A 25,087-nucleotide genomic window follows, 5' to 3' on the forward strand; every position below is an offset into this window, starting at 1 on the left:
CGATCCGCAGCCTGAACTGCACATCCGCGGCGACAAGGACGTGCGCTACGAACGCGTCGCCACGGCCATGGCCGCCGCCCAGAAGGCCGGCGTGCACAAGATCGGTTTCATCACCGATCCGACGCCGCAGTAACTTCCTGAGACCCGTCCGAAAGGCGGGCGCATCCTGAACGAGCCGGCAGCAGCCGGCTTGTTCTTTGGCGCGCCTCCAAGAGCGACCCCAGCGGGCGGCCGCCCCGGGCCGAATCGAGCCGGCCGGACCCGCTGGCGGTTCGCCTTCAAAAAAACTCATGACGACGATTGCTTTTATAAGTGCGAATCGTTATCATTTGCTCATCCGCTTCGCCGATCCGATTCGAAAGGTCCATCCCGTGCAAGCCCAGTCCTCGCATTCCCAGAAAGTGCTCAGCCATCCTTCGCTCGACCAGGGCGGCAGCGGCGCATCGGCGCACATCACCCCCTCCCCGGCCCAACTGCTGCAAAGCAGCGAGCTGCTCAAGGGCCAGAAGACCATCGGTATCCTGCACAACGGCTCGCTCTATCGCCTACAGGCCACCAAACTCGGCAAGCTCATCCTGACCAAGTGATGCAGCGTCTGCCCCGACCGTTCATCGTGGGGCGACTCGAGGAGATCTGACTCTCCAAGGGTCGTTTTTGGCCAGCCAGTGTTCGACCAGCCACGCCTTTTTTTGCGCTGAACGCGTCTTGATGTCCAAACGAAAGCGCCCCGCCAGCATTGCCCGGCGGGGCGCTTTTCATGGGCGCGGCGGCCAAGGCCGCCGGCAGTCCTGTTAAAGGCCGATGGCCGCGATGCCCGCCTTGGCGATCTGCGCGTCCTCGTTGGACTTCACGCCGCTGACGCCCACCGCGCCAATCACCTGGCCGTCCTTGACGATCGGCACGCCACCTTCGAGCAGGCCGTCCACCGTGGGCGCCGACAGGAAGGCGGTGCGGCCGCCATTGATGATGTCTTCATAGACCTTGCTCTCACGACGACCGAGGGCGGCCGTGCGGGCCTTGGCCGGGCCGATGTGGGCCGACACGGGCGCGGCACCATCCAGGCGCTGCAGCCACAGCAGGTGGCCGCCGTCGTCGCAGATGGCAATGGTCACGGCCCATTGGTTCTTGACGGCTTCCGCTTCGGCAGCGGCGGCGATCTTCTTGACGTCTTCGAGTTCGAGAAAGTGCTTGGTCTTCATGGGGCCGAAGAATACAGGATGCGTCCCATGCGCCCCGCACCCCCGTGCGCCTGCAAGACCCCATGGCTCCAAAGGGCGACGCGCCGTCCGGATATGCCGGCGCTTCCCTTGATCTTCCCTAGAATGACCTGCAACTGCCAGTCAAGCAGTCCCCTCAACCCTTTCAGGAGTTTTGCCATGAGCGACAGAGCCCCCACCTTCGACACACCGGCCGGCTACGGCCAGGTGCTGCCCCAGGCAGAGCGCCACCGCGTTCTGCGCAATACCTACTGGCTGCTCGCGCTGAGCATGATTCCCACCGTACTGGGCGCTTGGCTCGGCGTGGCCACCGGCATCACAGCCGCGCTCACGGGCGGGCTCGGCCTGGTGGTCTTCCTGGCCGGTGCCTTCGGCTTCATGTTCGCCATCGAGAAGACCAAGAACTCGGCCGCTGGCGTACCCGTGCTGCTGGGCTTCACCTTCTTCATGGGACTGATGCTGTCGCGGCTGATCGCGATGGTGCTGGGCTTCAAGAACGGCTCCGAGCTGGTGATGACCGCCTTTGCGGGCACGGCCGGCGTGTTCTTCGTGATGGCCTCGCTGGCCACGGTGATCAAGCGGGACCTGAGCGGCATGGGCAAGTTCCTGTTCGTGGGCGTGCTGGTGCTCTTCGTCGGCTCGATCATCAATGTCTTCATCGGCTCCAGCGCCGGCATGATGGCGATCTCGGTCGCGGCCATCGGCATCTTCTCGGCCTACATGCTGTACGACCTGAAGCAGATCATCGACGGCGGCGAGACCAACTACATCAGCGCCACGCTCGCGCTCTACCTGGACGTGTTCAACGTCTTCCAGAGCCTGCTGGCCCTGCTGGGCATCTTCGGAGGCGAGCGCGACTGACGCCCGTCCGAGCGCACTGAAACGGAAAAAGGGGCCCACGCGGGCCCCTTTGCTTTTGGACGATCCGCCCCTCTCAATCTGCCAGGTCGAAGACGGCGATGGACTCGACGTGTGCCGTGTGCGGGAACATGTTCACCGCGCCGGCAAAGCTGCAGCGGTAGCCGCCCTGATGGACCAGCAGGCCCGCGTCGCGCGCCAGCGTGGCCGGGTTGCAGCTGACGTAGACGATGCGCCGGGGCGGCGTCCAGCCCCCGGTGCGCAGTTCAGGCTGCTGATGCAGGTCGGCCAGCGCCCTCACCAGCGCGAAGGCGCCCTCGCGCGGCGGATCGACCAGCCAGCGATCGGCATACCCGTCCGCCACCAACATCTCGGGCGTCATCTCGAACAGGTTGCGGGCGACGAAATCCGCCTTGCCCCAGGGCCGCTGCGCGGCCTGCCTGTTTCCGGCCGCGTTGTGACGGGCACGGGCCACCAGCGTCTCGCTGCCCTCGATGCCCAGGACTTCGCGTGCCTGGGTGGCCAGCGGCAGGGTGAAGTTGCCCAGGCCGCAGAACCAGTCGATCACGCGCTCCTCCGGCTTCACGTCGAGCAGGCGCAGGGCGCGGGAGACGAGCACCCGGTTGATGTGCGGATTGACCTGGGTGAAGTCGGTGGGCCGGAAGGGCATCGTGATGCCGAATTCAGGCAGTTCATAAGCCAGGTCAGGCACGGCCTCGTCGAGCAGGTGGACGGTGTCCGGCCCCTTGGGCTGCAGCCACCACTGCACACCGGGATGCGCCGCGGCAAAGGCGCGCAGGCGGTCCCCGTCGGTTCCACCCAGCGGCTCCAGGTGGCGCAGTACCAGGGCGATGACGCCAAGTCGGGTGGTGCCCGCGGCATCGCCGCAGGCGACCTCGATCTGGGGGCAGGTCAGCCGCGCGTCCATGGAATCGATCAGCCTGCGCAACGGCACGAGCATGTCGCTGACCGGCTTCGGCAGCACGGGGCAGATTTCCATGTCGGCCACGTAACGACTCTTGCGCTCATGGAAACCGATCAGGGTGGTGCCCTTCTTCTGCACGTAGCGCACCGACAGGCGGGCGCGGTAGCGGTAGTGCCAAGCCGGGCCCTCGATGGGCCGCAGCAGCGTGTCTGGCCGCACCTTGCCCAGGTGCCACAGGTTGTCTTCGAGGGCCCGCTGCTTCACAGCCACCTGGGCCGAGGCGTGCAGGTGCTGCATCTTGCAGCCACCGCAGGCGCCGGCGTGCAGGCCGAAATGCGGACAGCCCGGCCGCACGCGCAACGGCGACTCGCGCCGGATGTCGGTGAGCTGGCCCTGCTCCCAGTTGTTCTTCTTGCGGTGCACATTGGCCCGGACGATCTCGCCGGGCAGCGCGCCATCGATGAAGACGACCTTGCCGTCTTCCCGTCGGGCGACGCCCTGGGCCTCCAGGTCGAGCGATTCGACGGCGAGCCAGCCCGGCTCGAGCGCTGCACTGGCCGCCCGGTCGGGAGGCACGGGAAGGTCGAGGAGAGAGGAAGAAGCGGCCGAGACGCCAGCGGGCACAGCGGCGTCGGCAGAAGCGGGGGACGTGGGGAGCGTGTCCTTGTTGTCGAGGGAATCCGTCATCCCCCGATTGTCGCCGGCCGCCCTGATGGGGACGGCCGGCGCCTGCTCAAGGCCGCGCCGGCAGGTAGCGCGAGGGATCCACCGGCTTGCCCTGACGGCGGATCTCGAAGTGCAGCTTCACGCGGTCGGCGTCGCTGCTGCCCATCTCGGCGATCTTCTGGCCCTTCTGCACCGACTGGTCTTCCTTGACCAGCAATGCCTGGTTGTGCGCGTAGGCCGTGAGGAAGGTGTTGTTGTGCTTGAGGATGATCAGGTTGCCGTAGCCGCGCAGGCCGGCGCCGGCGTACACCACCTTGCCATCGGCCGCCGCCAGCACCGGATCGCCGGCGCGGCCGGCGATGTCCAAGCCCTTGTTCTTGGCATCGTCGAAGCCGGCGATCAAGGCGCCCTGGGCGGGCCAGATCCACCCCAGGTCATCCTCGCCGCCCGCGGCGGGCGGATTGCCCGCCGGCTTGGCAGGAGGCGTCGCGCCGGCCACCACCGGTGGGGGCACCGGAGTGGTCGTCGCCGGCGGCACGGCGCCTGCGCCCGAACCCGCGACGGCAGGCGGCGGCACCAGGGGCGCGCCCGCGACGGGAGGCACCACGCGCAGCACCTGACCCACTTCGATGCGGTCGGGGTTGTCAAGGTTGTTCCAGCGGACGATGTCCCGCCAGCTGTGTCCGGTATCCAGCGCGATGCGCCGCACGGTGTCGCCCGGGCGAACGGCGTAGTAACCCGGCTTGCCCAGGTTCTCGATGCCGGGCAGCGGCTTGCCGCTGGCGTCCGTGGTCGGCAGTCCCGACGCCGCCGGGCTCGCGGCGCCCACCCCACTCACGGGCGCGCGATCTTCCACCGGGGCCGGTCCACGCGAAGAGGCGCAACCCGCCAGCACGACGCAGGCCGCCGCAGCGCCCATCCAAGCCAGCCTGTGCCAGCGACCAGAACCCTGCATATGTCTTTCCTTCATGCAATTCCCGATTTTAGAGGCACGAAGTTGACGGCCTCAAGAAACCGGCGCTCAACCCCCCTGTTCGTTTTGTCAATGATGACAAGTGCTTGGCCCGCATTTCCAGACTGTACTGGAGCAACGATGCGCCCGCCCGGTGCCAGTTGGTCCAGCCAGGCCGCCGGCAGGTCGGCCCCACCCGCGGCCGCAATGATGCCCGCGTAGGGTGCGCCCGCCGGGTAGCCCTGCATGCCATCGCCCAGCAGCAGATGCACGGTGGCCAGCCGCAGGGGCCGCAGGTTGGCCCGCGCCTTCTCATGCAGGCCGCGCAGCCGCTCGATGCTGTAGACCTCGCGGGCCACGTGGCTGAGCACAGCGGCCTGGTAGCCGCAGCCGGTGCCGATCTCCAGCACCCGGCCCAGCCGTGCCTGCGGCTGGTCGGCCAGCGCCGGGGCCGCCAGCAACAGTTCGACCATCCGCGCCACGACGCTCGGCTTGGAGATGGTCTGTCCCAGGCCGATGGGCAGGCTGGTGTCCTCGTAGGCCTGCGCGGCCAGGGCGCCATCGACGAAGGCATGCCGCGCCACCGCGCCCATGGCCTGCAGCACGCGCTCGTCGGCGATGCCCTGCGCGGCCAGCCGACGCACCATGCGCTGGCGGACCGCATCGGAGGCCATGGCCGGGGTGGCACTGAGTGGCGGCGGCGGAACCGCAGGCAGCTTGGCCCGCAGAGGTGTCGACGCCGCTGGCGCGGGCGCGCGGTCGAGGGTGACGGGAAAGGTGGGACGGGAACGTGGAGGCTGCGGCACCGGGACTCCTGCGTCGGTCCGGCTCAGTCGCTGGCGTCGAGCCGGCGCACGGCCTCGCGCCACTCGCCCAGGCTGGCGTGGTCGGTCAGATCGATCTGCAGCGGCGTGACCGCCACATGGCCAGCGGCGGTGGCGTGGAAATCGGTCCCTTCACCGCTGTCCTTGGCGCCGCCCGCGCCGGCGATCCAGTACATGGTCTCGCCGCGGGGGCTCTGCTGGGTGATCACCTTCTCGGCCGCATGGCGGCGGCCCAAACGGCAGACCTTGATCGGCTTGAGGGACTCGGCCGGCAGGTTGGGAATGTTGACGTTCAGCAGCCACGCCGGCTGCTCGTGCATGCGCTCGCGCTGGATGCGCTCCACCAGCCGCCGGGCAGCCTGGGCGGCTGCGTCGACGTGGGCCCAGCCCTTCTCGGTCTGCGAGAAGGCGATTGCCGGGATGCCGAACAGGTAGGCCTCCATGGCCGCGCCGACGGTGCCCGAATAGATGGTGTCGTCCCCCATGTTGGCGCCGTTGTTGATGCCGGAGACGACCAGGTCGGGCCGGTAGTCCAGCAGGCCCTTGAGCGCGATGTGCACGCAGTCGGCCGGCGTGCCGGTGACGTAGCGGAAGCCATTGTGCGCACGGTGCACGTACAACGGCGCCGCCAGGGTCAGGGCGTTGGACTTGGCACTGTTGTTGTGCTCGGGGGCGATGACCTCGACATCGGCCACCTCGCGCAGCGCGTCGTGCAGGGCCACGATGCCGGGGGCCTGGTAGCCATCGTCGTTGGAGATGAGGATCTTCATGGGCGGCGGGATTTTAGGAGGCGAAGCCCCACGGGCACGGGGTCGCCGCAGAGACAAGAACGCCGCGAGGCGGCCCCCTATCATGCCTGCGCCTCAATGAAGACGGAGACTGATTCCATGCACGCATGGCTTTGCGAAAACCCGGTCGGCGTCGACGCGCTGACCTGGAAGGAATTGCCCACGCCGCAGCCCGGTCCGGGCGAAGTGCTGGTGGAAATCAAGGCGGCCAGCCTGAACTTTCCCGATCTGCTGATCGTGCAGAACAAATACCAGATGAAGCCGAAGCTGCCCTTCGTGCCCGGCTCCGAATATGCGGGCATCGTGAAGGCCGTCGGCGAAGGAGTCACCCACCTGAAGGTCGGCCAGCCCATTGCCTGCCTTTCCGGAACGGGCGGCTTCGGTACGCACACGCTGGCGCCGGCAGCCATGTGCATGCCGCTGCCGCCGCAATTCGACATGGTGGACGCGGCCGCCTTCATCATGATCTATGCGACTTCCTGGCACGCACTGATGGATCGCGCCGCGCTCAAGGCGGGTGAAACCGTGCTGGTGCTCGGCGCCGCAGGCGGCGTCGGCACCTCCGCCATCCAGATCGCCAAGGCGGCGGGCGCGCGCGTCATTGCAGCGGCTTCCACCGACGAAAAATGCGCGCTGTGCAAAAGCATCGGTGCGGATGCGACCATCAATTACAGCCAGCATGCGCTGCCCCAGGGCTTCCGCGATGCCATCAAGGACGCCACCGATGGCAAGGGGCCCGACGTGATTTACGACCCGGTGGGCGGCGATTTCGCCGAACCGGCATTTCGCTCCATCGCCTGGCGCGGACGCTATCTGGTGGTGGGATTTGCTTCGGGGCCCATTCCTTCGCTGCCGCTGAATCTCACGCTGCTCAAGGGCGCATCGCTGGTCGGTGTGTTCTGGGGCGATTTCGCGCGGCGCGAGCCCAAGGCCAATGCCCGGATGATGGGAGAACTGGCCGGCTGGTACGCCCAGGGCAAGATCAAGCCGGTGATCGACCGCACGATGCCGATGAACGAGTTGAAGGCGGCCTACGCCCACATGGGCTCGCGTGGGGTCAAGGGAAAGCTGGTGATGGTGAACCCATAGATCGGCGCCCCGTCAACAAAAATCCCGCGCAGCGCGCGGGATTTTTGTTTGTTCACGCTGCAGCAAGTGCAGCGGTGTATTGCTTACTTGACTTCGAACTCGTCCAGCGATTTGCCAGCGGCCAGTGCCTCGGTCACCCAGCGGGGCTTGCGACCGCGGCCACCCGACCAGGTTTCGCCGGTGGGGCTGCGGTATTTGACGACCGCGGCCGCCTTGGCCGGAGCGGCCGAAACGCTGCGCTTGGCGCCCGTAGCGGCGCCGCGGCCATTCAGCTTGAGGTCAGCAGCGGTAATGCCGTATTCGGCGATCTTCTTGCGAAGTTCTTCGATCACGCCAGCGCGCTCGTGGCTACGCAGTTCCTCGGCCTGACGGCGCAATTCCGCGATTTCCTGGTCCCGCTGCTGGATCTGCGCGGTGATCTCTGCCAAAGTTGCCATTGCTCGAATCCTTTGTATTGAGAAAGCAGTTCGCGAATTCTAATTCAAGAATTGAACGCCACAAGCCACGGCGGGCGCGCACGAATTGAATACCCCCGGACTACAAGGGTATTCGCATCCCAATAACGGCGTCGGTGCCGGGCACCCGCCCGGGCCCTCTCAGCGGGCCAGCCCCAACAGGCGATCCAGCAGAACAGGCTGCGCCAGCAATTCGGCCGCAGCGCCACGATGGACCACCGAACCATGGTCCAGCACCGCCGCCCGGTCTGAAATCGCCAGAATGGCTTGCGGATGCTGTTCCACGATGATGGCCGTCAGGCCTTCGTCGCGGGTCAGCCGGCGAATGGCGCGCAGCAATTCCTCCACGATGATTGGCGCCAGGCCTTCCAGCGGCTCATCCAGCAGCACCAGCCGCGGATTGAGCACCAGGGCGCGGCCCACGGCCAGCATCTGCTGCTCGCCGCCCGACAGCTGCGTGCCCAGGTTGCCCTTGCGCTCCGCCAGGCGCGGGAACATCTCGTAGACGCGCGCCGGCGTCCAGCGGCCGGGGCGCGCCACCGCCGTGAGGTTCTCGTGCACGGTGAGCGACTTGAAGATGTTGCGCTCCTGCGGCACCCAGCCGACGCCCGCCGCCGCACGGCGGTAGGCCGGCAGCGTGTGCAGCGGCTGGCCGCCCAGCAGGATGCGTCCGCCATGCTGGCGCGTGGCGCCGGCCAGGGTGTTGATCAGCGTGGTCTTGCCCGTGCCGTTGCGGCCGAGCAGGGCTAGCGTCTCGCCTTCGCCCAGCGACAGCGAGACATCGTTGAGCACCACCGCCTCGCCGTAGCCGGCACTGAGGCCCTCGATCTGCAACAGCGCATTCGTCGGGCCGCTCATGCGTGCACCTCCGTCTGGCCCAGATAGACCTCGCGCACCCGCGGGTCGCCCGCGATCTCCTCGGGCGTGCCCTCGGTGAGCAGGGCGCCATTGACCAGCACGGTCATGCGTTTGGCAAAGCTGAAGACGAGATCCATGTCGTGTTCGATCAGCAGGACGGAGACATCGGCCGGCAGCGCGGCCACCGTCTGCAGCAGTTCCTCGCGCTCGCCGGCAGGCACGCCGGCCACCGGCTCGTCCAGCAGCAGCACACGCGGCTCGCAGGCCAGGGCGATGGCGATCTCCAGCAGGCGGCGCTTGCCGTAGGCCAGGTGACGCACTTCCGTGTGCGCCACATCGGCCAGGTGGAACTGGCTCAGCAGCTCACCGGCCCGCTCGGCCACCGCCGCATCGCGGCCCAGCGGCTGCCACCAGCGGGCGCCCTGCCCCCGGTGCTGCGCCACCACCAGGGCCAGCGTCTGCAGCGGCGTCATGCTGTCGAAGAGCTGATTGATCTGGAAGGTGCGCACCAATCCGCGCGTCACGCGCCGGTGCGGCGCCAGGCGGGTGATGTCCTCGCCCAGCAGCCGGATGCGCCCTTCGCTGGGCGTGAGCACGCCGGTGAGCTGGTTGATGAGCGTGGTCTTGCCGGCCCCATTGGGGCCGATGAGCGCATGGCGCGCGCCCTTGGCCAGGCGCATCGACACATGGTCGGTGGCGGTGATGCCGCCGAAGCGCATCACCAGCGACTCGGCCTCGAGCACGATCTCGGGAGTCTCGGGAGAGGTCGCCGTCATGCCGCACCTCCCTTCCGGAACCAGGTCCGCGGACGCAGCAGGCGCTCGCGCCCCACCAGCATCAGCAGCACCAGCAGCAGGCCGATCCAGAACATCCAGTACTGCGGCGTGACGCTGGAGAGCGTGTCCTGCAGCAGCTTGAAGACGATGGCGCCCGCCACCCCGCCATAGAGCCAGCCCACGCCGCCGATGACCAGCATCAGCAGCACGTCGGCCGAGCGGTCGAAGGCCAGCACATCGAGCGAGGCGAAGCCCGTGGTCTGTGCCAGCAGTGCGCCCGCAGCGCCAGCGACGGCAGCGGCGATGGTGTAGATCACCGACATGCGCGAGGTGACCGGAATGCCGATGGCCATGGCCCGCAGCCGGTTGTCGCGGATGGCCATCAGCGTGGCGCCGAAGGGCGAATGCACCAGCCGCCGCATGAGCAGGAAGAGCACCAGCGCCACCGCCAGCGAATACCAGGCCGCCACGCGGCCGTAGAGGTCGAAGTCGAACAGCCCGAGCACCGGGCCCATGACCACGCCCTGCAGGCCGTCGGCGCCCCCGGTCAGCCAGTCGAGCTTGTTGGCGAGTTCGAGCAGCAGCAGCGCCGTGCCGAGCGTCACCATCAAGCGCGTGAGGTCGCTGCCGCGCAGGATGGTCACGCTGGCCGCCAGGCCCAGCAGCCCGGCCAGCACGGTGGCGACCACCAGGCCCACGGTCGGGTCGGGCATGACCAGCTTGGCGAACAGCGCCGCGGCATAGGCGCCGAAGCCGAAGAAGGCCGCATGACCCAGCGAGACGATGCCGGTGTAGCCCAGCACCAGGTCCAGCGACATGGCGAACAGCGCCACGATCGCGATCTCGTTGACCATCAGCGCATGCTGCGGCAGCGCGAGCGGCGCGGCGAAGGCCAGCGCCCAGAGCAGGAATTCCCACCAGCGCCAGCGTGCCTGGCCGAGCAGCGGAGCGCGCCAGTCGGCGCCAGTGTTGAGCGGGCCGGCCATCACTTGCCTCCTTTACGCGTGAACAGGCCTTGCGGGCGCCACATCAGGATGAGGATCATCAGCAGGTATACCGTGAAGGCGCCCATCTTGGGAATGAAGTACTTGCCCGCCACGTCGGCGATGCCCAGCAGCAGCGCCGCCGCCAGCGGGCCGGTGATGGACGAGGTGCCGCCCACGGCCACCACGATCAGGAAATAGATCATGTACTTGAGGGGAAAGGTCGGGTCCATGCCGAGCACCTCGGCGCCCAGCGCGCCGCCCAGGCCCGCCAGCCCCGAGCCGACCGCGAAGGTGGCCAGGAAGACCTGGTTCACGTTGATGCCCAGGCCGGCGGCCACGGTGGGATCGTCCACCGCTGCACGCAGGCGGCTGCCGAAGCGCGTGCGCGTGAGCACCAGCTGCAGCACCACCGCCAGCACTGCGCACACCGCAATGATGAAGAGGCGGTAATGGCCCATGCCCAGCAGAAGGGCGCCATCGCCGACCTCCGTGCGTCCGCGCAGCCACTCGGGCAGTTGCAGGTTCTGCTGCGAGGAGCCGACGAAGTAGTCGAGGCCCGCAACAGCCATGAAGGCCAGGCCGATGGAGAACAGCACCTGGTCCAGGTGCGGCTTGCCATACATCGGCCGGTAGAGGGTGCGCTCCAGCAGCGCGCCGATCAGCGCCGTCAGCACGAAGGCCAGCGGCAGGCACAGCAGAAAGGGCAGTCCCAGCTTCTGCATCGCATAGACCGTGATGTAGCCGCCCGCCATGGCGAAGGCGCCGTGGGCAAGGTTGATGAAGTTCATCAACCCCAGCGTCACCGCCAGCCCCACGGCGAGCACGAATAGCAGCATGCCGTAGGCAATGCCGTCGAACAGGATAGTCAGCATGAGCGCCGCATCGAGAGAGGAATGAGAGGGCGAGGCTGGGTGTACGGGAGGCGCCAAGCCGGCCAAGCCACAAGGAACAACATGGCCGAACACACGCGCTCGGCCTGCGGGAAAGCGGTCAATAGAAAGCGCAATCGCCGCGCACCCTAGAGTTCAAAAGAACCCGGTACCCCGCAAGACACCGTGGAACCGGCTTTGCCGGGCCACCGGTGTCGCCCCCGGCAGGGGGTTGGCGGAGCGGCCCTCAGGGCCGCGCAGCCTGGGGGCGAGCCAAGTTACTTGGCCTTGCCCGGGTCCTTGACGGCCTTGATGACGTCGAACTCCACGTTGTAAAGCGCCCCGTCCTTCTTCTCGACCTTGCGCAGGTACACGTCCTGCACGATGTCGCGGGTCTGCGCATCGATCAGCACCTGGCCCCGCGGGCTTTCGAAGATCTGGCCCTTCATCTTGTCCAGCAGCGCCGGGCCGTCGCCCTTGCCGCCGGTGGCCTTCAGGGCTTCATAGATCACGCGCATGCCGTCATAGCCGCCCACGGCCATGAAGTTGGGACGCATGCCCTTGTTGGCCTTCTCGAAGGCCTCGACGAACTTCTTGTTCAGTGCCGACGGATGCGCCGCCGAGTAGTGGTGCGAGGTGACCACGCCCAGGGCGCCATCGCCCATGTCGGCCAGTTGATCGTCATCCGTCACGTCGCCGGTGGCGATCAGCTTGATGCCGGCCTTGTCCATGCCGCGTTCGAGGAACTGCTTCATCACCGCCGCGCCCGCGCCGGAGGGCACGAAGACGAACAGTGCATCGGGCTTGGCGTCCCGCACCTTCTGCAGGAAGGGCGCGAAGTCGGGGTTGCGCAGCGGCACGCGCAGCTTCTCGATCACCTTGCCGCCGTTGAGCTGGAAGCGTTCGGTGAAGAACTTCTCGGCGTCGTTGCCCGGGCCGTAGTCGCTGACCAGCGAGACCACGCTCTTGATGCCGTTCTTGGGTGCCCAGTCGCCCATGGCCACCGACACCTGCGGCAGCGTGAAGCTGGAGCGCACGATGAAGGGCGAGGCCTCGGTGATGCTCGACGTGGCGGCGGCCATGACGACCTGCGGCGTCTTGCTCTGCGTGGCGATGGGCGCCACGGCCAGGGCCAGTGGCGTGAGGCCGAAGCCGGCCAGCACGTTGACCTTCTCGTTGACCACCAGCTCCTGCGCCAGACGCTTGCTCACGTCGGGCAGGCCGGTGTCGTCCTTGACGATCAGCTCGATCTTGCGGCCCGCCACGGTGTCGCCGTTCTGCGCCATGTACAGCCGGGCCGCGGCCTCGACCTGGCGGCCGGTGGAGGCCTGCTGGCCGGTCATCGGCAGGATGAGACCGATCTTGAAGGGCGTGCCCTGCGCCCAGGCGGGGGCGCTGGCCAGGGCCGCGGCCGCGAGCGTGGCCTGAACGAACAATCGCTTTTGCATGAAGAAGTCTCCGTGGGTCAGAAAGAAGTAGAAGAAGAGAGATCGGCGACCGCAGGCTCCGTCAGTGGGAACGGGCTGGAGCGGGCAAGGCGCCGAACGCGCCGGCGATTGTGGACCGTGCCGTGAGGGACCGCATGGGAACAGACACCGAGACGGTACCTTTCATGGCTGGCGTCCTTCCCGGCCGCTCAGACCGAACGCGGCGCATCGGGGCGGATCAGGCCCACGCCCGGCAGGCGCTGGCCCTCGCGGTCGCGCATCGCCGCGCGCAGGTTGCGCTGCGCGATGCGCGCATGCTCGCGTACCAGCGCCTCGGCGCGTGCGCCTTCGCGGTGGCGGATGGCTTCGAGGATGGCACGGTGGTGGTCCTGCGCCACGATGAACATGTCGCGCGCCTGCGGCGAATTGGCCTGCACCACCACGAAGCCCGAGGGCGAGGCGAAGGGCATCTGCACCGCGCGCTCCAGTTCGCGCTGCAGCACGCTGCTGTCGGCCATCTGGCCCAGCAGGCGGTGGAAGCGCTGGTTGGCCTCCACGTAGCGCAGGAAGTCGGCATCGTCCAGCCGCGGGCGGGCCAGCACGGCGTCGATGTCGGCCAGGCTCTCGTCGGCCTGGGCCAGCAACGCCGACGCCGCGCCGCGTTCGGCCGCCAGGCGGGCCATCAGGCCTTCGAGCGTGCCGCGCAGCTCGATGGCGTCGGACACCTCGCGCTCGGAAAAGGAACGGACCGCGAAGCCGCCGTGCGGCAGGGCCTGCAGCAGGCCCTCCTGCTCCAGCCGGACCAGCGCGGTGCGGATCGGCGTGCGGGAGATGCCCAGCTTCTCGACGATGGCCACTTCGCCCACGCGCTCGCCGGGCGGCAACTCGCCGGCGAGGATCATTTCGCGCAGCCGCAGCTGGGCGCGCACCGCCTGGGAGGCGCCTGCGTCAGCGGCGTGGGAGAGTGCGGCTTCTGGCATGAGGCGGGAGTCTAGCTGTATACATTGCGACAAAGATCAAAACACTTATTCGTGGTTTTCCCTAGGTTTCACGCCATTTGAGCGACATCTCTGTATACATCGCTAAAGTCGCTTTCCATAATCGCGCCATTCCCAAGCCGATTCCCGAGGACCCCCGATGTATCCCAAGAACGCCTGGTACGTGGCCTGTACCCCCGATGAGATCGCCCACAAGCCGCTCGGCCGCACCATCTGCGGCGAGCGCATCGTCTTCTACCGCGGCGAGGGTGGCCGCGTCGTTGCGCTGGAAGACTTCTGCCCCCACCGCGGCGCCCCGCTGTCGCTGGGCCAGGTGTGCGAAGGCAAGCTGGTCTGCGGCTACCACGGCCTGGTGATGGGCGAGGAAGGCAAGACCGTCTCCATGCCCGGCCAGCGCGTCGGTGGCTTCCCGTGCATCAAGCCCTTCGCGGTCGAGGAACGCTACGGCTTCATCTGGGTGTGGCCCGGCGACCAGGCCCAGGCCGACACCGCCAAGATCCACCACCTGGAATGGGCGCAGAACCCCGATTGGGCCTATGGCGGCGGCCTGTACCACATTCAGGCCGACTACCGGCTCATGATCGACAACCTGATGGACCTGACGCACGAGACCTACGTGCACAGCACCAGCATCGGCCAGAAGGAGATCGACGAGACGCCGGTCACCACCAAGACCGAAGGCGAGCAGGTGGTCACCAGCCGCTTCATGGACAACGTGATGGCGCCGCCCTTCTGGCAGGCCAACCTGCGCGGCAACGGCCTGCCGGACGACCAGCCGGTGGACCGCTGGCAGGTCTGCCGCTTCACCCCGCCCAGCCACGTCATGATCGAAGTGGGCGTGGCCCTGGCCGGCCATGGCGGCTACCACGCGCCGGCCGACAAGAAGGTCTACAGCATCGTGGTGGACTTCATCACGCCCGAGACCGAGACCTCGCACTGGTACTTCTGGGGCATGGCGCGCAACTTCAACGTCAAGGACGAGGCGCTCACCGCCCAGATCCGCGAGAACCAGGGCATGGTCTTCGCCGAGGACACCGAGATGCTCGAAGCGCAGCAACGCTCGCTGCTGGCCCACCCGGCGCGCCGGTTGCTGATGCTCAACATCGACGCCGGCGGTGTGCAGTCGCGCCGCATCATCGACCGCCTGCTGGCGGCCGAGCGCGCTCCGGCGGGCGAGGCGGTGGCGGCATGACGTCGTTGCAGGTGCGCGTGCAGCGCAAGTCGCAGGAGGCCGAGGGCATCGTCGCGCTCGAACTGGTCAGCGCCGACGGGCGCCCGCTGCCGGGCTTCGGCGCCGGCTCGCACATCGACGTGCACCTGCCCAATGGGCTGGTGCGCCAGTACTCGCTGTGCAACAGCGCGGCCGAGCGCCATCGCTACCGCATCGCCGTGCTGCGCGAGCCCACCTCGCGCGGCGGCTCGGCGGCCGTGCACGACCTGGTCAAGGAAGGCGACGTGCTCACCATCAGCGCGCCGCGCAACCACTTCGCGCTGCACGACGCACCGCGCAGCCTGCTGCTGGCCGGCGGCATCGGCGTCACGCCCATCCTGTGCATGGCACAGCGGCTGGCCACCTGGGGCGCCGACTTCGAGATGCACTACTGCACCCGCTCGCCCGCCCGCACCGCCTTTCGCGAGGAGATCGCCGCCAGCGGCTTCGCCGACAAGGTGCACCTGCACCACGACGATGGTGCGGAAGCGCAGAAGCTGCGCGTGGCCGAGCTGCTGAAGACGCCCGAGCCCGGCACCCAGATCTACGTCTGCGGCCCCGGCGGCTTCATCGACCATGTGGTGAACACCGCCAAGGCCAACGGCTGGCCGGCGCAGCAGATCCACCTGGAGTACTTCGCCGCCGCCGCGCAGGACACCAGCGGCGACCAGCCCTTCGAGGTCAAGCTCACCAGCAGCGGCCAGACCTACCGCATCCCCAAGGACCAGACCATCGTGCAGGCCCTGCGCGCCGAGGGCGTGGAGATCATGGTCTCGTGCGAACAGGGCGTGTGCGGCACCTGCATCACGCGCGTGCTCGAAGGCGTGCCCGACCACCGCGACTGCTACCTTACGGACGACGAGCGGGCGGCCAACGACCAGTTCACGCCGTGTTGCTCGCGGTCGAAGACGCCTTTGCTGGTGCTGGATCTTTGAAGCACGCCCCAAGCCGCTTCGTGGCCCTTTGATCCAGCAGAGTCAGCGGCTACGATCCCCACGCCGCCCCCCGCAGGGCGGCGTTCTTTTTTCCCTCTCAGGAGACACCATGCAACTGCCCGCCCGCTACGACCATGTCGGCAGCTTCCTGCGCCCGCAATACCTGCTCGAGGCCCGCGACAAGAAGGCCAAAGGCGAGATCGGCGCCGAGGCGCTGCGCGAGGTCGAGGACAAGGCCATCGCCGAGATCGTCAAGTTCCAGCAGGACGTCGGCCTCAAGAGCATCACCGACGGCGAGTTCCGCCGCACGTACTTCCACATCGACTTCCTGGAGCAGCTGGGCGGCGTCAAGACCGACATCCCGGTCACCGTCAAGAAGGCCGACGGCACCGAGGAGCTGGCCCCACCGGTGATCCGCGTCGTCGACAAGGTGCGCCATGCCAAGGACATCCAGCGCGCCGACTTCGAATACCTCAAGGGCCAGGTGGCCGCCGGCTGCACGCCCAAGGTGACCATTCCGTCGCCCACCATGCTGCACTTCCGCGGCGGTCGTGCCGGCATCAGCAAGACGGCCTACCCCGAGCTGGACCCGGCCTTCTACGACGACGTGGCCAAGGCCTATGGCGACGAGTTGCGCAGCCTCTACGACGCCGGCTGCCGCTACGTGCAGATGGACGACACCAACCTCGCCTACCTGTGCGACGAGAAGATGCGCGAGGCCGCCCGTCAGCGCGGCGACGACCCCAACGAGCTGCCCCACCGCTACGCCGGCTTCATCAACAAGGTGGTCGCCCACAAACCCGAAGGCATGCTGCTGGCCATGCACCTGTGCCGCGGCAACTTCAAGAGCACCCATGCCGCCGCCGGCAACTACGAGCCCGTGGCCGAAGCCCTGCTGGCCGAGATGAACCTGGACGCCTTCTTCCTGGAGTACGACGACGACCGCTCCGGCGATTTCCGTCCGCTGCGCTTCCTGCCCAAGGGCAAGACGGTGGTGTTGGGCCTGGTGACCACCAAGTTCGGTGAGATGGAAAGCAAGGACGACCTCAAGCGCCGCATCGACGAGGCCGCGCAGTACGCGCCGCTGGAGCAGTTGGCCCTGTCGCCGCAGTGCGGCTTCTCGTCCACCGTGCACGGCAACAACATCGCCGTCGAAGCGCAGCGGCAGAAGCTGCGCCTCGTGATCGAGACCGCCCAGGAGGTCTGGGGAAGCTGAGTCCGAGGCGGGCCGGGTATGCGAAGCTCGGCCCATGCTCCACTCCTTCGCACCCTGGCTGCCCAGCATCTCCGAGCACTTCCTGGCCGTCGCGCTGGCCTTGCTCGTCTATGTGCTGACCACCCGGGGCCGACGGGAGCAACGGGCGCCTACCGCCGCCATCGCCTGGGTGCTGGGCATGCTGCTCATGCCCTACCTGGCACTGCCGGCCTACCTGATGTTCGGCCAGCGCAAGCTGCGGCCCACCGTGCCGCCGCGGCCGGCGCGGGCCGCCCTGCCCGGTCACTGGGCCGCCGAACTGCTCGACAGCTTCGGTCTGGCGCCGCCCAGCCGCTGCGCCCTGCACTTCCACGGTGACGGGGAGGCCGCGCGGGAGGCGCTGTGGACCGTGATCGATGCCGCCGAGCGGCGGCTGGACGTGTGCACCTTCATCATCGGCAGCGACCCCCTGGGGCAGGCGGTGGTCGAGCGGCTCACCGCCCGCGCCCGGGCCGGCGTGCAGGTGCGTGTGCTGCTGGACGGCTTCGGCGCACTGCAGCTGCCGCGCCGCTACTTCGACGCGCTTCGTGCCGCGGGCGGTGAAGTCCGCGTGTTCCGGCCGCTGCTGCGCCTGCGGGCCGGCGGGCCGCGCAACCTGCGCAACCACCGCAAGCTCACCATCGCCGACGACCGCTGGCTGTGGAGCGGCGGACGCAACCTGGCGGGCGAGTACTTCACCGGCAAGGACGATGGCGAGCGACCCTGGGTCGACCTCTCCTTCGACGTGCAGGGCGATGCGGCGGCGGCCGCCGCGCGGCAGTTCGCCCAGGACTGGGCCTCGGTCGACGACGAAATCCCGCGCACCGTGCCGCCCATCGAGGACGTGACCGAGGGCCGACTGGTGCAGTTCCTGCCCAGCGGGCCCGACCAGGCCGAGGACACAGCCCAGTCACTGCTGATCGGCGCCTGCTTCCGCGCCGAGCACCGCATCCTGGCGGTCTCGCCCTACTTCGTTCCGGGCGACGGCCTGCGCGACGCCTTGCGCCTGGCGGCGCGACGCGGTGTGCAGGTGACCCTGGCCATCCCGCAACGGTCCAACCACCGAATGGCCGACTTCGTGCGCAGCCGCGCCATGCGCGACTTGGCGCGGGCCGGCGTGCAGTTCCGCATGCTGCCCTTCATGGCCCACGCCAAGGCGGTGGTGGTGGACGACGACCTGGCCTTGTGCGGCTCGATCAACCTCGACTTGCGCAGCCTGCTGCTCAACCACGAGGCGGCGACGGTGTTCTACGACCCGCAGGATGTGGCGTGGCTGTCGGACTGGGTGGAGGCGCTGGCCGCGGCCGGGCAGCCTTACCGACCGCGCAGGCCGGGCCTCGCACGCGACGTGGCCGAAGGTCTGCTGCTGACCATCGCTTTCCAGCTCTGAAGATTCAGCGCCGCTTGTCGATCCTGCGCACGGCCTCGCGGTCGATCCGCGCATTCACGTAGCTCGCATTACCCAGCCCCGTGCCGATGGTCAGCACGGCCCAGCGCTTGACGTCGCGCATGAAGGGCAGCTCCGACAGGCCCTGCACCACCGCGTCGTTGTGCATCAGCACCTGCGTGGGCTGGTGGCGGATCAGCGGCAACCGCTCGCGCAGCTTGGTCGGCAGGTGGAAGGTGTCGGCCGCCCAGTCGCCCGGCAGGTTCTGCGCGCCGCGCGCAATCGTGCCGTCCTCGCGGATCAGGCCGGGGCAGGCGATGCCGATGAAAGGTGCCAGCCTGATCTTCTTTTGGTGCGCGAACGCGATGGCTTCTTCCAGCATCAGGGCCAGTTGCTCGACCAACGCGGCGCGGCTGGGCTTGTCGTCCGCATGCCGCCACTTCTCGCGCCACACCACGTCGGCGCGTGAGAGGTCCTCGGCCTTGTCGCGGCGGAAGCGCACCACGCCGCAGCGGACGTTGGTGCCGCCGATGTCGAGGGCCAGCAATGCGTCGTCATGCTCGACGAAATGGGCCGGGGCCAGATGCACCCAGCCGATCAAGCCGCCGTCGTCCACTTCGTGGCGCAGGCGGGCCAGCTGCACCGGCAGCTCCTGCACATGGCACAGGGCCGCGGCCTCCAGGATCGCGCGCTCGCCAGCGTCGCTTTCGGGAAATCCGCCGCCCACCACGATGCGCTGCACGCCCTTCCACGACTTCTGCCGCATGAAGCGCTGGATCACCTGCGTGAGGCCGATGGCGAATTCCTCGATCGCGCCATTGACCACGTCCGCGCCCACGTTGGGCGAATCGGCCAGGGCCTTGTCGATGCGCTTCTTGCTCAGCTTGCGCGAGGGCAGCTTGCCGAAGGGATCGGCCTCACCGCGCTCGCGACAGCGGCGGCGCCAGTCGTCGAGCAGGTCGCGGAACGCACCCTGACTGGCGCGGTCTCCGATGAAGCCCTCGTCGTCCTTGACCTCCAGGTTGTAGCCCGCGATGCGCACCGAGGCCAGGTCCAGCATGCCGTGGTGGGCGCCGACCACGCTGGGCGGGTGATGCGGGCGGCTGCGGGTGGACGAGGGAGCGTCGCGGTCGGCGGTCTTTTTGGGCATCGGTGTGGGGGCAGTGGATGGGTCGATGCTGACGGCCAAAGGCCGGTGCGAGGGGGCGGCGGCGGCGGCAACGCGCATCGGCGGGAGGCGGCGATGGGCGTAGGAAGGCAGCCTGTGGCTGGGCGATGGGGGTGCTTGGGGCCCCTCTCCCCGCCCTCACGCGCGAGGGGAGAGGGAGCAAAGCCTCGCGCCAACGGCAACCTCAACCTCAACCTCAACCTCAGCCTCAGCCTCAGTTGAAGCCGGAGCGAGCCCAGCTGGGCGTCGCAGGCGCGCCGGCTACAGCGCGCTCGCGGCGCGCTCCAGCTGCGCCAGCCGCCGCGCCATGCGCTCGGCGAAGTCGCGGCACACGCCGGGCACACTGCGCTGCGAGGGCAGCAGCACGCCCACCTGCAGGGCATTCACGGCCGGCAGCGCGAAGGGCCGCCACACCAGCTCGCCCCGCGCCAGCTCCTGCATGAAGGCGATCTTCGAAAAGCAGGAGACACCGCGCCCCGCGCGGATCAGTCGCTTGAGCAGCGGGGTCGAGTTGCAGGTGGCCGCGGGCGTCATCGCCTCCCAGAAGGCGGCGAACTCCGGCGACAGCGCCGCGTCGATGACCGGCTGCGTGCCCGAACGCAGGAAGGGATAGCGGGCGCACTCGGCCAGCGGCACCTCGGCCAGGGCGGCCATGGGATGGCCGGGCGGCATCACCACGCCCAGCGGCAGCCGGGCCCGGGCGACCACATCGACGCCAGCCGGCAGGCGGTGCAGGAAGCACAGGCCGAGGTCGGCCTCGCCCGTCAGCACCATGGGCGGCACCGCCATGGGCTGGACCGCGGCCAGGCTGTACCTCGCCGCGGGAAAGACCTGGAGAAACTCCTCCAGCGTGGACGGCAGCAGTTCCTCGAAGAAGGAATCCATGGCCGCGACCTTGACCTCGCCGCTGCGCTCGCCGCGCAGGGCATCGATCTCGGTGCGCACCAGCTGGTACTGCTGCAGCGTCTCCTGCGCATGGCGCAGCAGGCGCTCGCCCGCCGGATTCAGGCGCAGGCCGGCGGGCAGGCGGTCGAAGAGTTCGCAGCCCAACTCCTCTTCCAGCTTGAGGATCTGGCGGTTGACCGCGCTGGCCGCGACGAAGAGCTGCTCGGAAGCCTTGCGCACCGAGCCGCAGCGGGCCACTTCGACGAAGTACTTGAGGACGCTGGCATGCATGCCGGCACTGTAGCGGCGGCCCCGTGCCGGCCCCACCTCAAGGCGCCATCGGCGGCACGCCGGCGCGCCACTGCGGCCAGTTGGCGACGATGTGGTCCACCACCCGCGCGCCCACGCGCTCGATGTTCAGCACCGTCTCGGCAAAGCCGCCGGCCGTCTCGCCCGGCGCCGGGTCCAGATGGGCCAGCGTGGTCTCGCGCGGGTTGCCCTGGTCGAAGTTGACGGCGCCGCGCAGGCTCATCACGCGGCTGGTGCCGTGGGTGCGGTTGATGACCAGCGTGATCGCAGCCGCCTCCATCTCGGTGATGACGTAGTCGTCGGCGCCGTAGAGCTTGGCGATGTACTGCGCCTCCTTCGACAGGCCGGGGCCGTGGAAGAAGGTGTCGCCGGTCATGTGCGTGCCGGTGCCCACGAAGGGCGCGCGGCGGGCGGCCGCGTCGGGATAGCGCAGGCGGTAGGCGCGGGCCTTGTCGTCGTCGGCCAGCGGCGTGTCGGCCGACAGCTTCATGGCCCAGCCGACCAGGGCCGGGTTGAGCTGGAAGCGGCGGTAGTTCTCGTAGCCCTTGCGCGGCATGAAGGTGGGCGCGCCGGCCGTGTTCTCTTCCGGCGCCCAGCGGTGGCCCAGGTCGTAGTCGACGAGCCAGGTGGCCCAGCTCACCATGCCGATGGTGCCGCGCGAGGGCGGCGTGCCGGCCACGCCCGAGAGGATGTAATACGACTCGGAAAAATCGAAGCGCGGGTCGAGCAGGACGGCCTGCATCGACGAGGACGAATTGACCTTGCCCATGCCTAGCACCGCGCCGCAGACGCCATCGGCATTGCAGTACACGGGGCTCAGCGCGCCCTTCACGGCGACGGGCGCGCTGTTGCGCCAGTAGCGCTCGTACCAGTGCTGGAACTCCCCGGCGCGGTCGCCGGTGTTCTGGCCGATCTCGAACATGGCGGCCACGAAGACCTTGACGCGCACAGGCGCCGCAGCGGTGGGCGCGGGTGCGGCCATGGGCGCCGTCGACGCCGCCGTCGGTGCGGCCGTCTGGGTGGAGGCGCAGCCCGCGGCCAGCGCGGCCGCCAGGGCCAGGCCGGCCATGCGCAGCCAGGAGAGGGGGGAAGAGGACATCGGCAAAGGTCTTTCGAAGGGGTGGTGTGGTCGAGGGCCGGAGGCTGTTCGGCCCAGGCGCCCGCGGGTGCGGATGCTAGGCAGCCTGCCCGATGCCGGGAAGCACCGAATTTCGCGCGGGGCGTGCGAAGGCTTCGAACACCTGCAAGACCACCGCGTGCACTGACGGCCGTCAGCGCTGGCGCGCCCGTTCCCGCTCCGCCCATTGCTGCCCGATGCGCCGCGCGTGCCGCTCCATGGCCTGCACCAGCTTCGGCACCCGCTCGTCCGGCAGCCGTTCGCGGATGGCGGTCACGGCCAGGCCGGCGAGCATCTCGCCGTCCGGATGCCGCACCGGCACAGCCAGCGCGCGGGTGCCCGGCACCACGCCCACGGGCGCATAGGCATGGCCGCGGCGCTGCAGCAGCCGCAGGCGCTGCCGCAGTTCCTCAGGCGCGATGCGCAGCGCCCGCAGCCGCCGCAGGTTGCGTTCGATGATGGCGGCCCGCTCATCCTCCGGCAGGCCGCCCAGCAGCACCAGGCCGCTCACGCCCACGCCCAGCGGCCGGCGCGCCCCCACCTCGATGGAGAGCACCTTGATCACATAGCTGCCCGGATGCCGCGCCAGGCAGACCGAGTCGTCGCCGTTGCGGATGGTGAGGAAGCAGGTCTCGCCTTCGGACTCGGCCAGCGCCTGCAGGTGCGGCGCCGCCACCGCGCGCAAGGGAAAGCCGGCCGAGCGCGCGAGGCCCATCAGCGAGACCTCGCCACCGATCAGATAGCGGCGCGTGGCAGCGTCCTGCTCCACGGCGCCCTCCTCCACCAGCACCTGCAGCAGCCGGTGCACCGTCGCGCGGTTCAGGCCGGTGGCCTGGGCCACGTCGAGCAGGCGCACGCCATGCTCCTGCCCGGCCGCCACGATGCGCAGCACGGCCAGGGCGCGGCGCACGGACTGTGCGCCGGTGGTCGGTGCGGTGGCGGCTTCGCTGCCGGTCATGCGCGACGCGCGGGAATCAGAGGACCGACTTCTCGGTCTGCTGCATGCGCCGCAGCGTGACGATGCGGCCCAGCGTGGCGTAGTTGGGCCCGCCGATGCGGCACACAGGATCGAGGGCCATCGTCTCGACCTTGCCGTCGTTCATCAGGCCGTCGCGCAGGTGAAAGCGCGTGACTTCGCCGACGATGAATTCCGCGCCCGTCTCGCCGAAGGGGATGACCTGCGACAGCCGGCATTCCATGGCCACCGGTGCATCGCGCAGGCGCGGCACCGCCACCGTCTCGCCGGGCAGCGTGGCCAGGCCCAGCAGCTCGGCCTCGCTCACGTCCTCGGGGTGCTCCTCGCTGCTCTCGTGGATGGCGTTGAGCTGCGAGGCATCGCCGATGTGCACCACGTATTCGCCGCGGCTGTGGATGTGGGCGGCCGTGTCCTTGCGCCGCCCGGCCTTGCGGCCGACGTTCACGCCCAGCAGCGGCGGCTTGTTCGACACGAAGGTGAAGCAGGAGAAGGGCGCAAGGTTGACCACGCCGGTGGGCGAGAGCGTGCTGATCCACGCGATGGGCCGCGGCACCACCAGGCCGCTGAGCAGGCGGTAGGTGGCTTCGGGCGTGAGGGTGTGGGGGTCGATCTGCATGGTCCGCATTGTGGACGCGGCCCTCGAAGTCCGCGAAGCCGGAAAGTCCACATCATGGACTTATCTGCGAAGTTCGCATTGCGGCCCCGTGCCTTCGCTTCCTACAGTGGGGCCACCAGCGAACGCTGCCCGAGCAGCCCAACGGAGACAAGACTCATGCATCGATCCAAGGCCCTGTGCCTGGCCGCGGCCACTGCCGCCGGCGCCGTCCTTTCCCTCGCCCCCATCGCAGCCCAGGCCCAAGCCGCGGGCAACTGGCCCGACAAGCCGGTGCGCCTGGTGCTGCCCTATCCGCCGGGCGGCAATGTGGACGGGGCCGCGCGCATCATCAGCGACCAGCTGCAGGCCCAGTTCAAGCAACCCTTCCTGGTGGACAACAAGCCCGGCGCGGGCGGGCTGATCGCCGGCGAGTTCGTCGCCAAGGCGGCGCCCGACGGCTACACCTTCTTCATGACGGCCAACGGGCCGCTGCTGTTCTCGCCCACCATCTTCAAGCGCGACGCCTACGACTGGCGGCGCGACTTCGTGCCGGTGAGTTCGGTCTCGTTCACGCCGCTGGTGCTGCAGGTGAATCCGTCGACGCCCTACAAGACCATCGGCGAGCTGATCGAGGCCGGCAAGAAGCCCGGCAACAAGCTCACCATGGCCTCGCCCGGCGCCGGCACGCAGAACCACCTGGTGAGCGAATACCTGCAGCGCGACAGCGGCGCCCACTGGGTCACCGTGCACTACAAGGGCAACGCTCCTGCCACCACCGACCTTCTGGGCGGGCAGGTGGACTTCAACTTCGACCAGATCTCCGTGGCGCAGCCCTTCATCCAGCAGGGCCGCACGCGGCCGCTGGCCGTGACCTCGCCGCAGCGCCTGCCGCAGCTGCCCGATGTGCCCACGCTGCAGGAGTCCGGTTTCAAGGACTTCAGCACCGAGACCTTCACCGGCCTGATGGCGCCCAAGGGCACGCCCGAGGCCATCGTGCAGAAGCTCTCACAGGCGCTGCAGAAGATCCTGGCCGACAAGGCCGTGCAGGAGCGCTTCAACGTGCTGGGCTCGCAGGCCCGCGCCATGACGCCCACCGAATTCACCCAGTTCCTCGACAAGGAAGACAAGCGATGGATCCCCATCATCAAGCAGGCCAACATCACGGCCCAGTGAGCCTCGGGCGCGCCGCGCCCGCCGGCCGCACCGCCATCTACGTGGGCGGCTTCGGCCACAAGAACCCGATTCCCGCCGCCTGCCGCATCGGCCCACTGGTCGAAAGCGGCAGCGTGCTCGGCACCGACCCGGCCACCGGCCAGATCGCCGAGGGCATCGAGGCCCAGTGCCGCCACATGCTGGACAACCTGCGCCGCATCGTCGAAGCCGCAGGCGGCAGCACGGCCGACGTGGTCAAGGTCACCGTCTGGATGAAGGACCGCAGCCAGCGCCCCGCCCTCAACGTGCCCTGGCTGGAGATGTTCCCCGACGCCGCCACACGCCCCGCGCGCCACGCCATCCACGCACCCGAGCTCGACATGGGCAAGCTCATCGAGTGCGTGTTCACCGCCTACATCGCCTGATTCGCC

The 25,087-nt window shown here is 68.7% G+C and carries 27 protein-coding genes; 10 read left to right on the plus strand and 17 right to left on the minus strand.

Annotation, left to right across the window (positions count from 1 at the left end; translation table 11 throughout):
• Positions 1–133, plus strand: a 133-nt coding sequence (locus tag ABIC63_RS12445; protein WP_354320114.1) for a biopolymer transporter ExbD, incomplete at its 5' end; no start/stop codon positions are given.
• A gap of 268 nt (positions 134–401) precedes the next feature.
• Positions 402–587 (plus strand): hemin uptake protein HemP, encoded by a 186-nt coding sequence (gene hemP, locus ABIC63_RS12450; protein WP_294372917.1) that lies wholly within the window; start codon positions 402–404, stop codon positions 585–587.
• Between the two features lie 204 nt (positions 588–791).
• Here the strand turns inward: hemP and ABIC63_RS12455 are convergent, their stop codons facing one another.
• Entirely contained in the window at positions 792–1,199 is a 408-nt protein-coding gene (locus ABIC63_RS12455; protein WP_114802402.1) for a GlcG/HbpS family heme-binding protein, read from the minus strand.
• 177 nt (positions 1,200–1,376) lie between these two features.
• Between ABIC63_RS12455 and ABIC63_RS12460 the strand changes: the two genes are divergently transcribed.
• Positions 1,377–2,078 carry a Bax inhibitor-1/YccA family protein gene (locus tag ABIC63_RS12460; RefSeq protein ID WP_354319988.1) on the plus strand — a complete coding sequence of 234 codons (702 nt, stop codon included), beginning with the start codon at positions 1,377–1,379 and terminating at the stop codon, positions 2,076–2,078.
• A gap of 73 nt (positions 2,079–2,151) precedes the next feature.
• On the opposite strand, the gene rlmD is transcribed toward ABIC63_RS12460, so the two are convergent.
• The 4 genes from rlmD to surE are packed head-to-tail and all read right to left on the minus strand — an operon-like array spanning position 2,152 to position 6,212.
• Positions 2,152–3,687, minus strand: a complete 1,536-nt coding sequence (gene rlmD / locus ABIC63_RS12465) for a 23S rRNA (uracil(1939)-C(5))-methyltransferase RlmD (protein WP_354319989.1) — start codon at positions 3,685–3,687, stop codon at positions 2,152–2,154.
• A gap of 46 nt (positions 3,688–3,733) precedes the next feature.
• The gene (locus ABIC63_RS12470; protein ID WP_294372584.1) at positions 3,734–4,621 is read right to left on the minus strand and encodes a peptidoglycan DD-metalloendopeptidase family protein; all 888 of its coding nucleotides are present in this window, start codon (positions 4,619–4,621) and stop codon (positions 3,734–3,736) included.
• Positions 4,622–4,632: 11 nt separating this feature from the next.
• Positions 4,633–5,451, minus strand: a complete 819-nt coding sequence (locus ABIC63_RS12475; protein ID WP_502935875.1) for a protein-L-isoaspartate(D-aspartate) O-methyltransferase — start codon at positions 5,449–5,451, stop codon at positions 4,633–4,635.
• Positions 5,448–6,212, minus strand: a complete 765-nt coding sequence (surE, locus tag ABIC63_RS12480; RefSeq protein WP_017758506.1) for a 5'/3'-nucleotidase SurE — start codon at positions 6,210–6,212, stop codon at positions 5,448–5,450. The genes ABIC63_RS12475 and surE overlap by 4 nt, the downstream gene beginning before the upstream one ends.
• 117 nt (positions 6,213–6,329) lie before the next feature.
• On the opposite strand from surE, the gene ABIC63_RS12485 reads away from it, so the two are divergent.
• The gene (locus ABIC63_RS12485; RefSeq protein WP_294372588.1) at positions 6,330–7,319 is read left to right on the plus strand and encodes an NADPH:quinone oxidoreductase family protein; all 990 of its coding nucleotides are present in this window, start codon (positions 6,330–6,332) and stop codon (positions 7,317–7,319) included.
• Between the two features lie 83 nt (positions 7,320–7,402).
• Here ABIC63_RS12485 and ABIC63_RS12490 read toward each other — a convergent pair whose 3' ends face one another.
• From ABIC63_RS12490 to ABIC63_RS12520, 7 genes are all read right to left on the minus strand, one after another.
• Complete coding sequence (locus ABIC63_RS12490; protein ID WP_017758504.1) at positions 7,403–7,756, minus strand: H-NS histone family protein; 354 nt, start codon at positions 7,754–7,756, stop codon at positions 7,403–7,405.
• A gap of 159 nt (positions 7,757–7,915) precedes the next feature.
• The gene (locus ABIC63_RS12495) at positions 7,916–8,632 is read right to left on the minus strand and encodes an ABC transporter ATP-binding protein (RefSeq protein ID WP_294372592.1); all 717 of its coding nucleotides are present in this window, start codon (positions 8,630–8,632) and stop codon (positions 7,916–7,918) included.
• Positions 8,629–9,408 carry an ABC transporter ATP-binding protein gene (locus ABIC63_RS12500; protein WP_294372595.1) on the minus strand — a complete coding sequence of 260 codons (780 nt, stop codon included), beginning with the start codon at positions 9,406–9,408 and terminating at the stop codon, positions 8,629–8,631. Before ABIC63_RS12500 ends, ABIC63_RS12495 begins: the two co-directional genes overlap by 4 nt.
• On the minus strand, positions 9,405–10,394 hold the full coding sequence (locus ABIC63_RS12505; protein WP_354319991.1) for a branched-chain amino acid ABC transporter permease: 990 nt from the start codon (positions 10,392–10,394) through the stop codon (positions 9,405–9,407). The genes ABIC63_RS12500 and ABIC63_RS12505 overlap by 4 nt, the downstream gene beginning before the upstream one ends.
• Positions 10,394–11,266, minus strand: a complete 873-nt coding sequence (locus ABIC63_RS12510; protein ID WP_294372601.1) for a branched-chain amino acid ABC transporter permease — start codon at positions 11,264–11,266, stop codon at positions 10,394–10,396. The genes ABIC63_RS12505 and ABIC63_RS12510 overlap by 1 nt, the downstream gene beginning before the upstream one ends.
• A 275-nt stretch (positions 11,267–11,541) precedes the next feature.
• The gene (locus ABIC63_RS12515; RefSeq protein WP_294372604.1) at positions 11,542–12,711 is read right to left on the minus strand and encodes an ABC transporter substrate-binding protein; all 1,170 of its coding nucleotides are present in this window, start codon (positions 12,709–12,711) and stop codon (positions 11,542–11,544) included.
• Between the two features lie 188 nt (positions 12,712–12,899).
• Positions 12,900–13,670, minus strand: a complete 771-nt coding sequence (locus ABIC63_RS12520) for a GntR family transcriptional regulator (RefSeq protein WP_354319992.1) — start codon at positions 13,668–13,670, stop codon at positions 12,900–12,902.
• Between the two features lie 157 nt (positions 13,671–13,827).
• Between ABIC63_RS12520 and ABIC63_RS12525 the strand changes: the two genes are divergently transcribed.
• From ABIC63_RS12525 to ABIC63_RS12540, 4 genes are all read left to right on the plus strand, one after another.
• Positions 13,828–14,880, plus strand: a complete 1,053-nt coding sequence (locus ABIC63_RS12525; RefSeq protein WP_354319993.1) for a Rieske 2Fe-2S domain-containing protein — start codon at positions 13,828–13,830, stop codon at positions 14,878–14,880.
• Positions 14,877–15,833 (plus strand): PDR/VanB family oxidoreductase, encoded by a 957-nt coding sequence (locus ABIC63_RS12530; RefSeq protein WP_354319994.1) that lies wholly within the window; start codon positions 14,877–14,879, stop codon positions 15,831–15,833. Before ABIC63_RS12525 ends, ABIC63_RS12530 begins: the two co-directional genes overlap by 4 nt.
• Positions 15,834–15,942: 109 nt before the next feature.
• Entirely contained in the window at positions 15,943–17,049 is a 1,107-nt protein-coding gene (locus ABIC63_RS12535; protein ID WP_354319995.1) for a 5-methyltetrahydropteroyltriglutamate--homocysteine S-methyltransferase, read from the plus strand.
• A 34-nt stretch (positions 17,050–17,083) separates the two neighbouring features.
• The gene (locus ABIC63_RS12540) at positions 17,084–18,457 is read left to right on the plus strand and encodes a phospholipase D-like domain-containing protein (RefSeq protein ID WP_354319996.1); all 1,374 of its coding nucleotides are present in this window, start codon (positions 17,084–17,086) and stop codon (positions 18,455–18,457) included.
• A gap of 4 nt (positions 18,458–18,461) precedes the next feature.
• Here ABIC63_RS12540 and ABIC63_RS12545 read toward each other — a convergent pair whose 3' ends face one another.
• From ABIC63_RS12545 to ABIC63_RS12565, 5 genes are all read right to left on the minus strand, one after another.
• The gene (locus ABIC63_RS12545) at positions 18,462–19,604 is read right to left on the minus strand and encodes an ROK family protein (protein WP_354319997.1); all 1,143 of its coding nucleotides are present in this window, start codon (positions 19,602–19,604) and stop codon (positions 18,462–18,464) included.
• Positions 19,605–19,883: 279 nt separating this feature from the next.
• Positions 19,884–20,798, minus strand: a complete 915-nt coding sequence (locus tag ABIC63_RS12550; RefSeq protein ID WP_354319998.1) for a LysR family transcriptional regulator — start codon at positions 20,796–20,798, stop codon at positions 19,884–19,886.
• 37 nt (positions 20,799–20,835) lie between these two features.
• A complete protein-coding gene (locus tag ABIC63_RS12555) occupies positions 20,836–21,915 on the minus strand; it encodes a purine-nucleoside phosphorylase (protein ID WP_354319999.1) in 1,080 nt (359 codons plus the stop codon).
• A gap of 172 nt (positions 21,916–22,087) precedes the next feature.
• A complete protein-coding gene (locus ABIC63_RS12560; protein ID WP_354320000.1) occupies positions 22,088–22,891 on the minus strand; it encodes an IclR family transcriptional regulator in 804 nt (267 codons plus the stop codon).
• Positions 22,892–22,907: 16 nt separating this feature from the next.
• Positions 22,908–23,525: a flavin reductase family protein gene (locus ABIC63_RS12565; protein ID WP_294372634.1), complete on the minus strand. Its 618-nt coding sequence runs from the start codon at positions 23,523–23,525 to the stop codon at positions 22,908–22,910.
• 156 nt (positions 23,526–23,681) lie between these two features.
• Here ABIC63_RS12565 and ABIC63_RS12570 point away from each other — a divergent pair, with 156 nt between their 5' ends.
• Positions 23,682–24,677 carry a Bug family tripartite tricarboxylate transporter substrate binding protein gene (locus tag ABIC63_RS12570; RefSeq protein ID WP_354320001.1) on the plus strand — a complete coding sequence of 332 codons (996 nt, stop codon included), beginning with the start codon at positions 23,682–23,684 and terminating at the stop codon, positions 24,675–24,677.
• Positions 24,635–25,081 (plus strand): RidA family protein, encoded by a 447-nt coding sequence (locus ABIC63_RS12575; protein WP_354320002.1) that lies wholly within the window; start codon positions 24,635–24,637, stop codon positions 25,079–25,081. Before ABIC63_RS12570 ends, ABIC63_RS12575 begins: the two co-directional genes overlap by 43 nt.
• The last annotated feature ends 6 nt before the right edge of the window (positions 25,082–25,087 follow it).

Origin of the sequence: Pseudacidovorax sp. 1753 (assembly GCF_040544975.1) — a bacterium.
GTDB lineage: Bacteria > Pseudomonadota > Gammaproteobacteria > Burkholderiales > Burkholderiaceae_C > Xenophilus.

Excerpts from the sequence above, each read along its gene's own strand:
- ABIC63_RS12455 (WP_114802402.1), bottom strand. The coding sequence starts at position 1,199 with ATGAAGACCAAGCACTTTCTCGAACTCGAAGACGTCAAGAAGATCGCC.
- ABIC63_RS12460 (WP_354319988.1), top strand. The coding sequence starts at position 1,377 with ATGAGCGACAGAGCCCCCACCTTCGACACACCGGCCGGCTACGGCCAG.
- rlmD (WP_354319989.1), bottom strand. The coding sequence starts at position 3,687 with ATGACGGATTCCCTCGACAACAAGGACACGCTCCCCACGTCCCCCGCT.
- ABIC63_RS12470 (WP_294372584.1), bottom strand. The coding sequence starts at position 4,621 with ATGCAGGGTTCTGGTCGCTGGCACAGGCTGGCTTGGATGGGCGCTGCG.
- surE (WP_017758506.1), bottom strand. The coding sequence starts at position 6,212 with ATGAAGATCCTCATCTCCAACGACGATGGCTACCAGGCCCCCGGCATC.
- ABIC63_RS12485 (WP_294372588.1), top strand. The coding sequence starts at position 6,330 with ATGCACGCATGGCTTTGCGAAAACCCGGTCGGCGTCGACGCGCTGACC.
- ABIC63_RS12490 (WP_017758504.1), bottom strand. The coding sequence starts at position 7,756 with ATGGCAACTTTGGCAGAGATCACCGCGCAGATCCAGCAGCGGGACCAG.
- ABIC63_RS12495 (WP_294372592.1), bottom strand. The coding sequence starts at position 8,632 with ATGAGCGGCCCGACGAATGCGCTGTTGCAGATCGAGGGCCTCAGTGCC.
- ABIC63_RS12500 (WP_294372595.1), bottom strand. The coding sequence starts at position 9,408 with ATGACGGCGACCTCTCCCGAGACTCCCGAGATCGTGCTCGAGGCCGAG.
- ABIC63_RS12505 (WP_354319991.1), bottom strand. The coding sequence starts at position 10,394 with ATGGCCGGCCCGCTCAACACTGGCGCCGACTGGCGCGCTCCGCTGCTC.
- ABIC63_RS12510 (WP_294372601.1), bottom strand. The coding sequence starts at position 11,266 with ATGCTGACTATCCTGTTCGACGGCATTGCCTACGGCATGCTGCTATTC.
- ABIC63_RS12515 (WP_294372604.1), bottom strand. The coding sequence starts at position 12,711 with ATGCAAAAGCGATTGTTCGTTCAGGCCACGCTCGCGGCCGCGGCCCTG.
- ABIC63_RS12520 (WP_354319992.1), bottom strand. The coding sequence starts at position 13,670 with ATGCCAGAAGCCGCACTCTCCCACGCCGCTGACGCAGGCGCCTCCCAG.
- ABIC63_RS12525 (WP_354319993.1), top strand. The coding sequence starts at position 13,828 with ATGTATCCCAAGAACGCCTGGTACGTGGCCTGTACCCCCGATGAGATC.
- ABIC63_RS12530 (WP_354319994.1), top strand. The coding sequence starts at position 14,877 with ATGACGTCGTTGCAGGTGCGCGTGCAGCGCAAGTCGCAGGAGGCCGAG.
- ABIC63_RS12535 (WP_354319995.1), top strand. The coding sequence starts at position 15,943 with ATGCAACTGCCCGCCCGCTACGACCATGTCGGCAGCTTCCTGCGCCCG.
- ABIC63_RS12540 (WP_354319996.1), top strand. The coding sequence starts at position 17,084 with ATGCTCCACTCCTTCGCACCCTGGCTGCCCAGCATCTCCGAGCACTTC.
- ABIC63_RS12545 (WP_354319997.1), bottom strand. The coding sequence starts at position 19,604 with ATGCCCAAAAAGACCGCCGACCGCGACGCTCCCTCGTCCACCCGCAGC.
- ABIC63_RS12550 (WP_354319998.1), bottom strand. The coding sequence starts at position 20,798 with ATGCATGCCAGCGTCCTCAAGTACTTCGTCGAAGTGGCCCGCTGCGGC.
- ABIC63_RS12555 (WP_354319999.1), bottom strand. The coding sequence starts at position 21,915 with ATGTCCTCTTCCCCCCTCTCCTGGCTGCGCATGGCCGGCCTGGCCCTG.
- ABIC63_RS12560 (WP_354320000.1), bottom strand. The coding sequence starts at position 22,891 with ATGACCGGCAGCGAAGCCGCCACCGCACCGACCACCGGCGCACAGTCC.
- ABIC63_RS12565 (WP_294372634.1), bottom strand. The coding sequence starts at position 23,525 with ATGCAGATCGACCCCCACACCCTCACGCCCGAAGCCACCTACCGCCTG.
- ABIC63_RS12570 (WP_354320001.1), top strand. The coding sequence starts at position 23,682 with ATGCATCGATCCAAGGCCCTGTGCCTGGCCGCGGCCACTGCCGCCGGC.
- ABIC63_RS12575 (WP_354320002.1), top strand. The coding sequence starts at position 24,635 with ATGGATCCCCATCATCAAGCAGGCCAACATCACGGCCCAGTGAGCCTC.